The sequence below is a fragment of the Cellulomonas cellasea genome, assembly GCF_030372105.1.
Taxonomy (GTDB): Bacteria; Actinomycetota; Actinomycetes; order Actinomycetales; family Cellulomonadaceae; genus Cellulomonas_A; species Cellulomonas_A cellasea_A.
The window spans coordinates 1-15,299 of the sequence record NZ_JAUDBQ010000016.1 but is presented as its reverse complement, the minus strand read 5'-3'; the positions used below and the strand labels follow the sequence as shown (position 1 = coordinate 15,299).

The 15,299-nt window shown below is 74.6% G+C and carries 12 protein-coding genes; all 12 read right to left on the bottom strand.

Annotated elements, in window-relative coordinates; genetic code table 11:
- The gene (locus QUV83_RS14415) at positions 1 to 1,686 is read right to left on the bottom strand and encodes a CTP synthase (protein ID WP_289565520.1); all 1,686 of its coding nucleotides are present in this window, start codon (positions 1,684 to 1,686) and stop codon (positions 1 to 3) included.
- A gap of 103 nt (positions 1,687 to 1,789) precedes the next feature.
- On the bottom strand, positions 1,790 to 2,920 hold the full coding sequence (locus tag QUV83_RS14410) for a glycosyltransferase family 4 protein (RefSeq protein WP_289565518.1): 1,131 nt from the start codon (positions 2,918 to 2,920) through the stop codon (positions 1,790 to 1,792).
- The gene (gene murJ / locus QUV83_RS14405; RefSeq protein WP_289565516.1) at positions 2,917 to 4,575 is read right to left on the bottom strand and encodes a murein biosynthesis integral membrane protein MurJ; all 1,659 of its coding nucleotides are present in this window, start codon (positions 4,573 to 4,575) and stop codon (positions 2,917 to 2,919) included. The genes QUV83_RS14410 and murJ overlap by 4 nt, the downstream gene beginning before the upstream one ends.
- Complete coding sequence (locus tag QUV83_RS14400) at positions 4,572 to 5,468, bottom strand: hypothetical protein (protein WP_289565515.1); 897 nt, start codon at positions 5,466 to 5,468, stop codon at positions 4,572 to 4,574. Before QUV83_RS14400 ends, murJ begins: the two co-directional genes overlap by 4 nt.
- The gene (locus QUV83_RS14395) at positions 5,465 to 6,496 is read right to left on the bottom strand and encodes a copper transporter (RefSeq protein ID WP_289565514.1); all 1,032 of its coding nucleotides are present in this window, start codon (positions 6,494 to 6,496) and stop codon (positions 5,465 to 5,467) included. Before QUV83_RS14395 ends, QUV83_RS14400 begins: the two co-directional genes overlap by 4 nt.
- A gap of 52 nt (positions 6,497 to 6,548) precedes the next feature.
- Entirely contained in the window at positions 6,549 to 7,736 is a 1,188-nt protein-coding gene (gene steA / locus QUV83_RS14390; RefSeq protein ID WP_289565512.1) for a putative cytokinetic ring protein SteA, read from the bottom strand.
- Between the two features lie 6 nt (positions 7,737 to 7,742).
- Positions 7,743 to 9,485 carry a DNA repair protein RecN gene (recN, locus tag QUV83_RS14385; protein WP_289565511.1) on the bottom strand — a complete coding sequence of 581 codons (1,743 nt, stop codon included), beginning with the start codon at positions 9,483 to 9,485 and terminating at the stop codon, positions 7,743 to 7,745.
- 3 nt (positions 9,486 to 9,488) lie between these two features.
- Positions 9,489 to 10,382 carry an NAD kinase gene (locus QUV83_RS14380; RefSeq protein ID WP_289565510.1) on the bottom strand — a complete coding sequence of 298 codons (894 nt, stop codon included), beginning with the start codon at positions 10,380 to 10,382 and terminating at the stop codon, positions 9,489 to 9,491.
- Positions 10,379 to 11,209, bottom strand: a complete 831-nt coding sequence (locus tag QUV83_RS14375) for a TlyA family RNA methyltransferase (protein WP_289565508.1) — start codon at positions 11,207 to 11,209, stop codon at positions 10,379 to 10,381. The genes QUV83_RS14380 and QUV83_RS14375 overlap by 4 nt, the downstream gene beginning before the upstream one ends.
- A 7-nt stretch (positions 11,210 to 11,216) precedes the next feature.
- Entirely contained in the window at positions 11,217 to 11,555 is a 339-nt protein-coding gene (locus QUV83_RS14370; protein ID WP_289565506.1) for a hypothetical protein, read from the bottom strand.
- 1 nt (position 11,556) lies between these two features.
- The gene (locus QUV83_RS14365; RefSeq protein ID WP_289565505.1) at positions 11,557 to 12,621 is read right to left on the bottom strand and encodes an HAD-IIA family hydrolase; all 1,065 of its coding nucleotides are present in this window, start codon (positions 12,619 to 12,621) and stop codon (positions 11,557 to 11,559) included.
- Positions 12,618 to 13,469: a hypothetical protein gene (locus tag QUV83_RS14360; RefSeq protein ID WP_289565503.1), complete on the bottom strand. Its 852-nt coding sequence runs from the start codon at positions 13,467 to 13,469 to the stop codon at positions 12,618 to 12,620. Before QUV83_RS14360 ends, QUV83_RS14365 begins: the two co-directional genes overlap by 4 nt.
- Positions 13,470 to 15,299 lie beyond the last annotated feature (1,830 nt).

Below are 15,299 nucleotides of genomic sequence, written 5' to 3'. Positions count from 1 at the left end.
TCAGTCCTCGTCCGTGCCGCGACGCTCGAGCGCCGCGCCGATCAGGCCGGCGAACAGCGGGTGCGCACGGTTCGGGCGCGACTTGAACTCGGGGTGCGCCTGCGTCGAGACGTAGTACGGGTGCACCTCGCGCGGCAGCTCGACGAACTCGACCAGCGAGTCGTCCGGGGACGCGCCCGAGACCACCAGGCCAGCGCCCTCCAGCTTGTCGCGGTAGGCGTTGTTCACCTCGTAGCGGTGACGGTGGCGCTCGGAGACCTCGGTGGTCCCGTAGGCCTGCGCCACGACGGAGCCCGGCTTCAGCACGGCGGGGTACGCGCCGAGGCGCATCGTGCCGCCCAGGTCGCCAGCGCCGTCCACGATCGCCAGCTGCTCGGCCATCGTCGCCACCACCGGGTCGGCGGGGTTCGTGTCGAACTCGGAGGACGACGCCCCCGGGAGCCCGAGCACGTTGCGGGCGTACTCGATGACCATGCACTGCAGGCCCAGGCAGATGCCGAGCGTCGGCACCTGCTGCTCACGGGCCCAGCGCAGGGCGCCGAGCTTGCCCTCGATGCCGCGCACCCCGAAACCGCCGGGGACCAGCACCGCGTCGACGCCCTCGAGCGCCAGGGCCGCGTCCTCCGGGGTCTGGCAGTCGTCGGAGGTGACCCAGCGGATGACCACGCGCGTGTCGTGGTGGAACCCGCCGGCGCGCAGCGCCTCGGTGACCGACAGGTACGCGTCGGGCAGGTCGATGTACTTGCCGACGAGCGCGACCTCGACCTGGTGGGCCGGGGCGTGCACACGCTGCAGCAGCGCGTCCCAGCTGCCCCAGTCGACGTCGCGGAACGGCAGGCCGAGCCGCTGCACCACGTAGGCGTCCAGGCCCTCGGAGTGCAGCACCTTTGGGATGTCGTAGATGCTCGGCGCGTCCTTGCACGTGACGACTGCCTCGACGTCGACGTCGCAGAACAGGGCGATCTTGCGCTTCGTGGACTCGGGGATGTCCCGGTCCGAACGGCACACGATCGCGTCGGGCTGGATGCCGATCGAGCGCAGCGCCGCCACGGAGTGCTGGGTGGGCTTGGTCTTGAGCTCGCCGCTCGGGCCGATGTACGGCACCAGCGAGACGTGCACGAAGAAGACGTTGTCGCGTCCGAGGTCGTGCCGCACCTGGCGTGCCGCCTCGAGGAACGGCTGCGACTCGATGTCGCCGACGGTGCCGCCGATCTCGGTGATGATCACGTCCGGCGGCGTCCCGACGGCGGGGTGCGCCTGGGACCGCATACGGGCCTTGATCTCGTCCGTGATGTGCGGGATCACCTGCACGGTGTCGCCGAGATACTCCCCGCGCCGCTCCTTGGCGATCACCTGCGAGTAGACCTGGCCGGTCGTCACGTTCGCGGAGCCGACGAGGTCGACGTCCAGGAAGCGCTCGTAGTGGCCGACGTCCAGGTCCGTCTCGGCGCCGTCTTCGGTGACGAAGACCTCGCCATGCTGGAACGGGTTCATGGTGCCCGGGTCGACGTTCAGGTACGGGTCGAGCTTCTGCATCGTGACCCGCATGCCCCGGGAGCGCAACAGGCGCCCGAGGCTGCTGGCCGTCAAGCCCTTGCCGAGTGAGGAGGCGACGCCTCCAGTGACGAAGATGTGCCGGGTCGTGTTGTCCGACCGCCCGGAGAGTCGATCTGCGCGCTCTGCCACGGGCTTCCACTCTACCGGACACTTCCGCGCCGTCGACCCTCGCACAGGGTGAGTCACAGCACTCTCGCGCGGCCTGAGCCGTCGAGCGCGCCGCGCCGCGGGCTCACTCGCCCGACGCCGCCCGGCCGCTGTAGACCGCTCGGAGCTGCGCCACCACGTCGGCGACGCGGGGCAGGGTCGCCGCCTGCGCCCGCGAGGACGCGGCGAGCGCCTCCCGGCGCGACGGGTCGGCGAGGACCTCTGACAGTGCCCGAGCGAACGCATCCGCATCGCCCACCGGGACCAGCACGGCGGCGTCCCCGGTGACCTCCCGAGTGCCCCCGGCGTCGGTGGCCACCAGCGGGCAGCCGAGCTGGAGCGCCTCCTGCACGGCGATGGGCTGCCCCTCCCACACAGCGGTGCTGGCCACCACGTCGGCGGCCGCCATCAGGTCGGCCACGTCCTCGCGGCGCCCGAGGAGCCGCACAGGAAGCCCTTCGGCGTCGATGCGCGCCTGCAGCTCGCCCCGCAACGGGCCATCCCCGGCGAGGGCCCAGAGCACGCCATGCCCGGACCTGCCGTGGAGCAGCGCCGCGGCGTCCGCGAGCAGCCCGAGGCCCTTCTGCGGCGCCAGGCGCGCGACGCTCACGACGAGCGTGCCGTGCTCCGCCAGGCCGAGCTCGCCGCGCACGGCGGCGCGGTCCCGGGACGGTTGGGGCAATGGCGGGGCCGGGACCAGCGCCCGACTCGCCTGCCGCGCACCGCGGGCCTTGGCCAGGACGACCAGGTCGCCCGACACCCCCAGCACCACATCGGCGCCCCGCGCCACGATCCGCTCGAGCACCGCGGAGACCGTGCGGATCGCGCGCCCGCCGACGGGCAGGTTGTGCAGGGTGACGACCATGCGGGGACGCGCTCGCGATGGGAGGGTTCGGACGGCTAGCACCGCGAGCGCGCCCGCGCGCAGCCCATGGGCGTGCACCACGTCCGCGCCGGCGGACAACGCGCGCAGCCTGAGCACCGCCTGGATGTCGGAAAGTCGCGGGCGGTCGGCGATCGGCGTCGTGTGGAAGACGGCCGCGCCATCGGACGGCGCCACGACGGCAGCGAGCTCGGCCGGACCCGCGACGTGCACCGTGTCCGCGGCCTCGCCCGGCTCGCCCGGCTCGCCCAGTGAGCCCAGTGCGCTCGTCACCTGCGCGACGTGGCGCGCCACCCCGCCCGCGCTCGATCCCAGCACCTGCAAGACCCTCACAGCGTCTCCTCCTCGTCGGCTCGCGGCGCCAGCGGCCGCGCTCCGCGGTCCAGGCCCAGGACGCCGCGCAGCGTCCCCCGGTCGAAGGCCACCACAGCGGCGACGACCACCAGCACCGCGAGCGCGCCGCCCCCGGCCCCGGCGCCCACGGCTGGCGCCCAGCCGTGGCCGAAGATCGCGAGCGCCTCGACTGTCGTCCACCGGCCCGCCACGGCGCCGACGAGCACCCCGGCCGCGAGGACCGCCAGCGTGCGTGGGAAGCCATGCAGCACACCTGTGCCGCCGGCCCGCCGCAGCGCCGCCAGCAGCGCCACGCCGGCCACCGTCATGCCGATCGTGTTCGCCACCCCGAGGGCGGTGAGCATGCGGGCGTCGTCGCCCGTGGGGACCCAGAGCCAGGCGAGGAGCCCGGCGGAGACGGCGACGGCGGACCAGCCCCAGGCCGCGGCGACGACCGCGGCCCGCCCGCGCTCCAAGGCGTACAGGGCCCGCGAGACGTGGAACAGCAGCGCGAAGCCCAGCAGGCCCGGCGCCATCCAAGTCAGCGCGGGTCCCATCGCCAGCACCAAGCCGGACTCCTCGGGCTGCGCGATCGAGATGAACAGCTCGGCGACGGCCGGGGCGGCGGCGATCAGCGCGGCCACCCCGACACCCGCCGCGACGACCACGGCGCGGGTGGTCAACGCCGCCATCTCGGCGAATCCCTCGCGGGCCGGCCGGGCGGCACGGTCGGCGAGCCGCGGGAACGTGCTCGTCGCCAGCGGGACCGCCAGCACGGCGTACGGGAGCAGGTAGACGGCCTGGGCGTACAGGAAGACGGTCCAGGCCCGCCCGCCGGCCAGCAGCAGCATCACCACGACGGAGGCCTGCTGGGCGACCAGGGCGCCGATCCCCGCGAACGCGAGGCTGCGCACCCTCGCGGCCACTCCGGGCGGGAAGCTCAACGTGGGCCGGAAGCGCACGCCCGAGCGCAGCACCGGGATGAGCAGCGGCAGGCTCATCGCCGCGACCCCCGCCGTGGTGCCCCATGCCAGCCAGTCCAAGGCGCCAGGCGGCAGCGCCGACGCGTCGTTGCGCTGCTGGTCCGCGAGCTGCCCGTAGACGGCGTACGCGACGATCACCACGGCCGTGGACAGCGCCGGGGCGAGGGCCGGCCAGAAGAACCGGCGCTGCGCCTGCAGCAGGCCGGACAACACGACGCCGAGGCCGTAGAGCGGGATCTGCACCGCGAAGACCAGGATGAAGTAGCGGATCAGCTCGGGCTCGACGGGGCCCTCGCTGATCCCCGCGAACAGCCGCGCGAGCGGATCGGCGGCGAGGGCGAGCAGGATCGCCAGCGGCACGAGCACCAGCAGCGTCCAGCCCAACAGGGCGGAGGAGATGCGGTTGACCTCGGCCCGGTCGCCGCGCCGCAGGGGCCCGGTGATCACGGGGATCAGCGCGCCCGCGAGGGCGCCGCCCGCGGCGACCTCGAACAGCACGTTCGGCAGCGTGTTCGCGGTGTTGTACGCCCCGCCGATCAGGCCGGAGCCCACGGCGCCGGCCTGCACGAACCACCGCCCGAAGCCGAGGAGCCGGCTGAGCACGGTGATCGCGGCGATCATCGCCGCCGCGCTGGCGAGGCCGCCCAGGGCCCGCCTCGTCGACGCGCTCACGCGCGGGGGCTCTCGTCTCCGGCAGGCGCCGCGGGGCGCCTGCCCCAGGCGTCGAGCTCGCGGAGCACGGGAGTGCGCGCGATGACCTGCGTGAAGCTGACCCGCTCGCTCGCCACCGTCAGGGCGACGGCGCCGGCGAGCAACGCCAAGCGCGCCTTTCGGGGTGCGTCGAGCACCACAGCGGCCCCGAGCATCGCGCCGAGCGCGTTCGCTCCGCCGTCTCCGAGCATGTCGCGCTCGGCGAGGTCCGCCTCGAGCCCGGCGGAGGCGACCCCGACGACGGCTGCCGCGGCGCCGGCGCCCGCTCCCCCGGCGACGGCCATGGGCGCGGCCGCGAGGGCGACCGCTTTGAGGGCGCGGCCCGGGCGCAGGTCCAGCAAGTTGACCAGGTTCGCCGTCGCGGCGATCAGGGCGCCGGAGGCCGCCACGTCGGCGGCCCACCCGATGGCTGGGCGTCGCGCGCCGTCAGCCCCCCGCAGCGGGGTCGCCACCGCGGCGGCCACCACAGCGCCCGCCCCGATGCCCAGCACCTTGAGCGCGCCGGTGGTGAGGTGGCCGGAGCGCAGCGCCCCCAGGTGTCCGCGCAAGCCCTTCGCGCGCCGGTCCTGGTCCTCCGCGAGGTCGTCGACCAACCCGAATGCGGCGCCGGCCGCCGTCGCGATCCCCGAAGCGACTGCGCCACGGGTCGACGAGGCCCCGACCACACCGCCCGCGAGCAGCCCGGCGGCGGCGGCGGGGCCGGCCAGCAGGCTGACGGGCTCGCCGCGGTGGTTCATCCGAGTCCAGCGGCGCGACCCGCCGGGCGGGTCCTCGTCGAGGGCCCCGCGCACCGCGAGGGTCGCGCCCGAGGCGGTCAGCGCCGCGGCGAGCCGTTGCCCCATCCCCACGCTCATCCGGCCGCGCCGTCGGGCGCAGTGAGGTCGTCCGGCTGCGGCTCAGGCACGGGCGTGCGGTCCACCGGGGCGAGCGTGACCTTCGTCGGCACGGTGGTCTCGCCCTCGGCGAACCCGTAATGGCCGTTCACACCGCCGATCCGCGCGTTGAGCGCGAGCGGCACCGAGACCTGCCCGGGAACCTCGTCCACGCCCGAGACTGTCGTGATCTTCTCCGCGAGCGTGTCGTCGGCGAGCACCAGGCTCGTCAGGCTCGTCGTGGACGTCCCGGCGTCGGCCAGGACCGCTCCCTCGGATCCGTCCTGCGCGGCAGTGAGCACGGCGAGCTGCGCCGACGCCACCGCGGAGGCTTCCGCGTCGTCGACGGCGTCCTCGTCGTCCGTGCCCTGCGGCGTGAGGACGACGATGGCGTCAGCCGGGGCGGTGACGGAGTCGGCGCCGGTGAGCAGCGGCTTCTCGTCCACGCTCAGCAGCTCGAGGATCACGGAGGCGGGCTCCGAGAACTCGTTCGGGGCCTGCGGGTTGGCGCCGGTGAGCGCCTGGACGAGCGCGGTGGCCAGCTCGGCGTCGGTGCCGGCGTCGTCAGCGGGCACCGGGTCGAGGTACTCCACCAGCGTCCCGACCAGCGCCTGCCGGAAGCTGCGCATCCCGGGGTCGGTCCACGTCTCGGTGAGGGTGACCACGCCGCTGATCTCGGCGCCGGCCGCGGTCAGCTGGGCCTCGAGGCCGTCGACCTCGTCCTCGGTGACCTCGCCCAAGGCGATGACCGCGACCCGGCGCTCGGCCAGGGCCCCGGACAGGAGCTGGGGCGCCGCGGCCTCGATGTACGTCGTGGAGTTCTGCAAGTCGGCATTGGCCACGTCGGCCTCGGCGCGCAGGGTCTCCTTCTCCGCGCGGAGCGCCTGGACCTGACCGGTGAGGGTGTCGCCGATGGTCTCCTTGAGCGGCCCGGCGCCGAGCGCGATCCCGACGGCGAGCGCCAGGAACACCGAGATGAGCGAGACGATGTGGTAACGGAAGTCGATCACGATGTGGTCTCTCGGTCAGGTGCGGGCGTGGGCCGGATCATCTGCGACGCCGTCATGACGTCGAGCTGAAGATCGAGCGGAACCACGAGAAGAAATCGTCGAACCGGGCGCCGGTGAGGCCCAGCAGCGTCTGCCCCGCCTCCGTGGAGGCGAGCGCGACGCCGAGCGCGAGCAGCCCGGCCAGGACGAGCAGCAGGAGCTGCACGTTGGAGATGCGCTGACGGTACAGCCGCGAGACGCCCTTGGCGTCGACCAGCTTGCTGCCGACCCGCAGGCGGGTGAGGAACGTCGAGGCCATGCCCGAGCGCCCCTTGTCGAGGAACTCCACGAGCGTGGCATGGGTGCCGACCGCGACGATCAGCTCCGCGCCCTTGTCGTCGGCGAGGAGCATCGCGACGTCCTCGCTGGTGCCCGTCGCCGGGAACACGACGTGCGGGACGCCGAGCTGCTCGACTCGGGCCAGGCCCGGGGCCCGGCCGTCGCGGTAGGCGTGCACCACGACCTCCGCGCCGCAGCGCAGCGCCCGGTCGGAGACGGAGTCCATGTCGCCGACGATGAGGTCGGGCGTCCACCCCGCCTCGAGGATCGCGTCCGCGCCGCCGTCCACCCCGATGAGCACCGGGCGGTACTCGCGGATGTAGGGCCGCAGCGTGACCAGGTCCTCCTTGTAGTGGTAGCCGCGCACGACGATGAGCACCTGTCGGCCGTCGATCACCGTCGACACGTCGGGCACGCCGACGCCGTCGAGCAGCAGGTCCCGCTCGCGGCGCAGGTAGTCCATCGTGTTGGCCGCGAACGACTCGAGCTGCACCGACAGTCCGGCGCGCGCCTCGGCCATCGCGGCCTCGACCGTCTCGGCCGTCTGCACGACGCCCTCGGCCACCAGTGTCGCGCCGTCGTGCACCGCGCCGTCGACCACGCGCAGCACATGGCCGTCGGGGATGGTCATGACGTCTGGGCCGAGGTCGTCGATCAGCGGGATGCCGGCCTGGACCAGGATCTCCGGGCCCAGGTTCGGGTACCTGCCCGACGTGGACAGCGACGCGTTGAGGACGGCGGCCGGCTGGCAGGCGACGAGCGCCTCGGCCGAGACCCGGTCGATGTCCAGGTGGTCGATGACCGCGACGTCACCCGGGCGGAGCCGCTTGGTCAGCGCCTTCGTCCGAGGGTCGACACGGGCGGGCCCGACGATTCCGGGCTCGTCGGGCAGGGGGGCGCGCTTGCGCAGCGAGACTCTCATCGGGGCTCATCGTCCCATGCCGGAGAGGCTGAGAAGCTCGGCTGCGTGGGTCCGTGCGGCGTCCGAGTCCTCCTGGCCGGAGAGCATCCGCGCGAGCTCGCGCACGCGCTCCTCGTCGGTGACGTTCCGCACGTCGGACTCCGTCACCACGTCGACCCCGTCGCCTGTGGACTTCGTCACCACGAGGTGCTGGTCGGCGAACGCCGCCACCTGTGCGAGGTGGGTCACCACGAGCACCTGCCCTCCGCGGGCGAGGGCGGCGAGGCGCCGGCCCACCTCGACTGCGGCCTTGCCCCCGACTCCGGCGTCGACCTCGTCGAAGACGAACGTGGCGGGCCGGTGCGCGCCGGATCCGGGCGATGTGGCCAGCGCCACCTCGATCGCGAGCATCACGCGCGACAGCTCGCCGCCCGATGCCCCCTTGCCGAGCGGCCGGGCCGGAGCGCCGGCGTGCGGGACGAGGAGCATCTCGACGACGTCGACGCCGTGCGGTCCGGGCTCGTCGGCCGGCTCGACCTGGACGTGGAGCCGGGCGCCGCTCATGGCCAGTCCCGCCAGCTCGGCGGTGACGGCCTCCGCGAGGGACGCGGCAGCCCGCCGCCGCCCGGCGCTGATGGACTCCCCGAGGGACTCCAGCGTCGCGGTCAGCTCGGCCTGGCGCTCCGTGAGGGCGATCAGGTGCTCATCCCCGCCGTCCAGGTCGAGCAGGCGACGGCTGGCGGTGTCCGCCCAGTCGAGCACCTCGGCGATGTCGGCGCCGTAGCTGCGGGTCAGCGACGCCAGCTCGGACCGACGGCGCTGGGCGTGGTCGAGCCGTGCTGGATCGGCCTGCAGGCCGTCGAGGTAGGAGGCGAGCTCGGCTGCCGCGTCGGTCAGGAGGAACCCGGCCTCGGCCACGCGGGTCGCGAGGGCCGCCAGCGTCGCGTCGTGCTCCCCGGCCTGCTCGAGCGACCGGCGCGCATGCTCGATCAACGTCACCACGGCCTGCTCCTCGCCCAGCGCGACGCCGTCGTCACCGACCAGCACCGCATGGGCCCCGCTCGCCGCGGACCGCAGGTCCTCGGCGTGCGCGAGCCGCTCGATCTCCGCCGTCAGCGCGACATCCTCGCCGGGCTGCGGAGAGACGCGCTCCACCTCGCCGAGGCCCAGTCGCAGCAGCTCGGCCTCACGGGCGCGGTCGTGCTTGCGCTCGGTCAGCTCGCGCAGCTCGGCGACGACGGCTTGGCGTTGGGCCCAACTCTCGCGGTAGGCGGTGAGCAGGTCCTGGTGCTCCGGTCCGGCGTACGCGTCCAGGGCTTGGCGCTGGCGCGCGGGCGAGCGGAGCCGGGCCTGGTCCGCCTGGCCGTGCACCGTCACGAGCTCGTCGGCGATCTCCGCCAGCACTGCCTGCGGCACCGAGCGTCCGCCCAGGAACGCCCGGGACCGTCCAGGCGAGTCGGGCGTGGACGCGCCGACCGTCCGCACGAGCACCAGCGAGCCGTCGTCGTCCAACTCTCCACCGGCTTCGAGCGCGCGGGCCAGCACCGGCGAGCCCGCTGGCAGCAGCACCCGGCCCTCCACGGCCGCCGAGGATCCGCCGATGCGCACTGTCGCGGGGTCGGCCTTGCCACCCAGCAGCAGGTTGAGCCCGGTGAGCACCATCGTCTTGCCGGCGCCCGTCTCGCCCGTGAGCACGGTGAGGCCCGGCCGCAGTGGGACGTGCGCCCGGCCGATCACGCCCAGGTCCTGGATCCGGATCTCCTCGAGCACGGCTCAGCCCTCCCGTCCGATGGATGTCCCGTACGGCCGGAGCGCCTCTGCTCCCCCGCGCCAGCCCTCCACAGGAAGACCGAATTTGCTGACCAGCCGGTCGGTGAACGGCGCATGCGTCAACCGGGCCAGGCGGACCGGTATCGGGCTCGCCGCCACCTCTACCCGCGAGCCGACGGGCACCTCGATGCGGCGCCTCCCGTCACAGCTGAGGATGGCGCTGGCCGGAGACCGGCTCATCAACTCGACGGCCAGAACGCTCGACGGGCCCACCACGAGCGGCCGAGAGAACAGCGCATGCGCCGACAGCGGCACCAAGATCATCCCGGCCACATCCGGCCACACCACGGGCCCACCGGCGGAGAACGCGTGCGCCGTCGAGCCCGTCGACGTCGCCATCACCACCCCGTCGCAGCCGAAGGAGGACAGCGGGCGGCCGTCCACCTCGACGACCACCTCGATCATCCGCGCCGGGTCGCTCTTCTCGAGCGCGGCCTCGTTCAACGCCCACCCGGTGGCCGGCTCCTCGTCGCCCGGCAGGTGGACCGTCACGTCGAGCGTGCCCCGCTCCTCCACCTCGTAGTCGCCGTCCGCGAGCCGGCGCACCGCCTCGGCGATGTTCTCCCGCTCGCTCTCCGCCAAGAAGCCGACATGGCCGAGGTTGACCCCCAGCAGCGGAATGCCAGTCCCCCGGGTCAGCTCCGCCGCCCGCAGGATCGTGCCGTCCCCACCGAGCACGATCGCCATCTCCAGGTCGCCCAACGGCGCCAGGTCGCCATCGTCGACGGCCAGCACCGGGGTCATCCCCACCGCCTCCAGCGCCCGCAGCGTCTCCTGCGTGGCGGCGACCGCCTCCTCGCGTCCGCTGTGGGTCACGACCAGTGCACGACGTGTCACGCCTCACCACCTCCGGTCGCAGGGGCGCGGACCGCGCGCTCCACCTGCTCGACGAGCTCCACGTCCGAGGAGGGGGTCCCCGCACGGCGCAACCACAAGAAGTACTCGACGTTCCCGCTCGGCCCTGGCAGTGGGCTGCGCACCACGCCCGCGACGTCCAGCCCGATCCGCACCGCCTCGCGCGCGACCCCGAGCACGGCCTCGACCCGCAGCGCCGGTGAGCGCACGACACCGCCGGAGCCCAGTCGCTCTCGGCCGACCTCGAACTGCGGCTTCACCATGACGACGAGGTCCGCGTCGGGCCGGGCCACCGCCACGAGCGCGGGCAGGACCAGCGTCAGGGAGATGAACGAGAGGTCGGCGACCACCAGCTCGGGCGCGGGCTCCACGTCGCCGGCGGCGAGATGGCGCACGTTCACGCCCTCGCGCACCTCGACCCTGGGGTCCTCGCGCAGTTCCGGCACGAGTTGATCGTGCCCAACGTCGACGGCCACCACTCGCGCGGCGCCGCGGCGCAACAGCACGTCGGTGAACCCGCCCGTGCTGGCGCCCGCGTCCAGGCACTGCCTGCCCTCGACCCGCAGGCCGGAGCCCGACCAGGCGTCGAGGGCGCCCAGGAGCTTGTGCGCGGCCCGGGACGCGAACGCCGGCTCCGCGCCCTCCGCGCCCTCGACCTCGACCCGCTGTCCGTCGTGGACGGCGGTCGCGCTACGGCGGGCCACCGCGCCGTCGACGAGCACACGGCCCGCGGCGATCAGCTCGGCCGCGTGGCGACGCGAACGAGCCGCCCCGCGCCGCACGAGCTCGCTGTCCAGACGGGAGCTCATCTGATCCTCAGCCCTCGGTGTCCGCGAGACGCGCCTGCAGCGCGGCGTGGATGCCCTCGAAGACGGTGACGTGCCCCGGCAGGGGCAGCTCGGACAAGCCGACGAGTCCCGACAGGGCCTCGTCCACCTGCGCGTCGCCGAAGTCGCCCACACCCGTGGCATCGGCATCGCGCGACGCCCCGGGGTCACTGGGCTTCCCGGGCGGGCGGGGCACGCCGACCACCTGGGACGCGCGCTCGATGCGCGCCTCGTCCACGTCACTCACCGCTGTCCACTCCCCGCCGTCGGATCCCATCGTGGGCTCGTGGCGGCGCCCCAGCCGGGGCGCCGCCACGCGCACGGCCACGCTACCGGGCGACTGCCTCGGAGCTGATGTCATGCACATCCAGGTCGGGAACCGATTCCGCGTCGAGCGGCTCCCCGGCGTCGACCGCCGACCACGCCGCCGCACAGGCCGCGCGCACCAGGTCCACGCCGTCCTCGATGGACGCCGCGCCGGCGCCCGCCTCACGGTGCAGCTCGAGCCGCCCGTCCCGCACCCGCGCGGCGGCGGACCGGCAAGCCCACCAGCCCTCGGCGCCCGGGGTGGGCTCAGGATGCGGAACCAGCAACGAGCGAAGGTCGGCGCCGATGAACGTCGGCCGCTCGCCCGGCGCGGCGAGCACATCGTCGCGTGCCGTGCTCACACCGGTCAGCACATGCAGCCCCGGGTACTCGGCGGCGCGCGCGCCGCCCAGGTCGGTGTCCAGCCGGTCGCCGATGACGAGCGGCGCCCGCGCACCCGCCCGCTCGACCGCGAGCTGGTACATCGTGGGCGCCGGCTTGCCGGCGCTGGACGGCTCCACCCCCGTCGCCGAGCGGACGGCGCCCACCAACGCGCCGTTCCCGGGGGCGAACCCGCGAGCGGTGGGCAGGCTCAGGTCGAGGTTGCTCGCCACATGCCACGCGCCCCGCTGGACGGCGTACGCCGCCTCGGCGAGCTGCGCCCACCCCAGCTCGGGGGCGAAGCCCTGCGCCACCGCGTCGGGCTCGTCGTCAGCGGACGTCACGACGGTGTAGCCCGCCGCGCGCACCGCTGTGACGAGTCCGGCGCCGCCCACCACGAGCACCTTGGCGCCCCGCGGCAGCCGGGTGGTCAGGACGACGGCGGCCGCCTGGGCAGCCGTCATCACCTCCTCCGGCGTCGCGGGAATGCTCAAGCCCGTGAGCTGGCTGGCCACCGACTCGGGCTCGCGAGAGGCGTTGTTCGTGACGAACACCAGCCGCTGACCGAGCGCTCGCGCGCCTGCCAGGCCCTCCGCCGCGCCGTCGATCGGCTCATGGCCGCGGTACGCCACACCGTCGAGGTCGACCAACGCGAGGTCGTACCGCGACGCGAGCGGGACGTCGCATCCCAGCAGCCCGCCCCTCACAGCTGGTCCTCCGCCCGTGCCTCATCCGCCTCGTCGACAGCAGCCGGCGCGTCGACGCCCTCCTCGTCGGCCCCTGCGTGCTCGACGACGTCGGCGCTCTCGGACTCGATGGTCTCGACCTCGTCGCTCTCGACCTCGGTCTCGACCTCGGTCTCGACCTCGTCGTCCAGGTCGTAGACGACCACGTCGTCCTCGTCGTCGCCGACGAGCTGCCCGGATGCCTCGGCGAGCTGCTGCTCCGTGTACGGCGCCAGCTCGGCCTCAGCCTCGGCGGTCTTGCCTGCTGCCTCCAGTGCCGTGGCACGGGCCTGGGCGACCCGCACAGCGAGCACCCCGGTCGCGCCGCGGACCTCGGGCGTCGCGAGCGCGGCGACTGCCGCGTCAGGCTCTCCGAGCTCGAGCCGGGCGCCACTGGCGACGATCGCCAGCTCCACCCGTGCGGCGGGCTCCAGGCCCTCCGCCTCAGGGCTGGACGCGAGGGCGAGGGCGCGCTCCGGGCGACCCAGGCCCCGCTCGCAGTCGGCCATGATCGCCAAGTGCTCGGAGGACCCGTTCAGCCGGCGCACCGTGCGGAGCTCGCGCAGCGCCTCGGCGAACCGGCCCGTCCGATACGCGGCGAGACCCGCGGCCTCGCGGACCACGTCGACTCGACCGGCACGCCGCACCGCCGCCTGAGCGTGCTCGTACGACAACTCGGGCTGCTCGTCGAGCAGCCGCCCGGCCATCACCAGGTGCAACCCGACGCTCTCGGCGTTCTCCTTGCTCAACGTCCGCAACCGCGCGCGGACCGAACGGTCCAGGTCGGAGAACTGGATGTCCTCAGGCAGCTCCGGCGCGTTGTCGCGCACGCTCTGCGGCGGGCGGGTTGGCCGTGCGTCGTCGCGGTCTCGCGCCGGGCGCTCCGCCCATTGCGAGCGACCCGCGTGCGGGCCGCTGCCCTGCCGCGCGTCACCACGCGCCTCACGGGCGGGCCGACGGTCGTCAGTGCGGGGCCGCTCGTCACGCGAGGCCGGACGCGACTCGCCACGCCCGGCGAACCGGTCGTCACGCGCGGGCCGACGGTCGTCGGCACGGGGGCGCTCACTGAATCGAGGGGGACGCGACTCATCGCGCGCCGGACGCGCATCGCGCGGAGCCGAGTCGTCACGCGACGGACGGAAGCCCTCACGAGCCGGACGGAAGTCGTCGCGCGGAGACCGGGGGTCCCGGGCAGGGCGCGAGTCGTCACGCGCGGGACGGAAGTCGTCACGCGGAGGACGGCGCTCGTCGGAGCCCGGTCGGTAGGAGCCGCCGGAGCGCTGCCCTTCGAACCGCGGACCCGAGCCAGCCGGGCGGAACCCGCCGGGGCCACCCCGCTCAGGGCGCCCCGTGCGCTCGCCGGATCGACGGTCGTCACGCGCGGGATACCTGTCGTCCCGGGGCGGACGGCGGTCGTCTGAACGCTGGGGACGACCTGCGTCACCACTCCACCCAGATCCCTCACGCGCGGGACGCGCGTCGCGGGACGGGTACCGATCGTCCCGCTGGGGCGCGCGCGAGTCGCGGGCCGGGCGCGAGTCACGGCCGCCGAAGCGGTCGTCACGCGGAGCCCACGAGTCCCGGGACGGACGGGTGTCGCGCGACGGGTGGCGCTCGTCCGAGCGCGGCGGACGGCGGTCGTCCGAGCCGGCGCGGTAGGACCCGCCGGGCCGCTGGCCCTCGGATCGAGGCGACGCGCTCGACGGGCGGAAGCCGCCGGCGCCACGGTCAGTGCGCCCGGCACGGTCGTCGGGGCGACGTTCGCCGCGGCCGCCGCTGCGGTCGTCGCGCGCAGGACGGCGGTCGCCGCGGTCGGGCCGCGAGTCGCCGGAACGCTGCCACGGGGCATCGCCCGAGGCGCGGTAGGGACGCTCCCCGCGCTGCGGACGGTCGTCCGAGCCGCGGGCGCCGCCGCCGAAGCGGTCGTCACGACCGCTGCTGGACGGGCGGGAAGAACGGTTGTCCCGGTCGAACGACGGCCGCCCCTCACCGGGACGCTCGCCGCGCTGCTGGTACGGACGGTCCTGGGCTCCGCGACGGTCGTCGCGGAACGGACGGCCGCTGCTGTCGGGCCGCTGCCCATCGCGCCGCGGCCCACCTGTGGCGGGCCGAACCGGCCGGTCATCACGCTGGAATCGCTGGCCGGAGCCGGCGTCGCGAGGGTTGGACCTCCACTCGCCCCCCAATGCGGGGCGCGAGGAGCGGGTGTCGCGACCGGCGCCCCAGCTCTCGCGAGGCGCGCTGCGGTCGTCGCGCTCGGGGCGCTGGCCGCGCGTGTCGGGTCGCGCGCCGCTGCCTGCGGCGCCACGCGAGGAGTCACTTCCCCTCGCACCGCCCCATGACGACGCGCCGCGCGCTGAGCGTGGCGGCTGACCTGCGACGCGCGGGGGTCGACCGCCTCCGGCGGGACGTCCCCGGTCACTGGCGCCGCCCGTGTTGCCTGCGTTCGTACGCGGCGTCCTGGGCGGACGTGCTCCGTCGTCACTGTTCATGTGTGTGAGTTCCCCTCATCGTGCTGCAACCACCATGGTCTCATCCCCGCCTGGCAGCTCTGTTCGATCTTGCCCCGCAGGCACGGTCGACCACGTCACCCGCCGCGTAGGCGGCCAGGCGGGCCCCGCGCTCGTGTCTCTTCTGGGCTCCTTCAGCAGGATACCCAG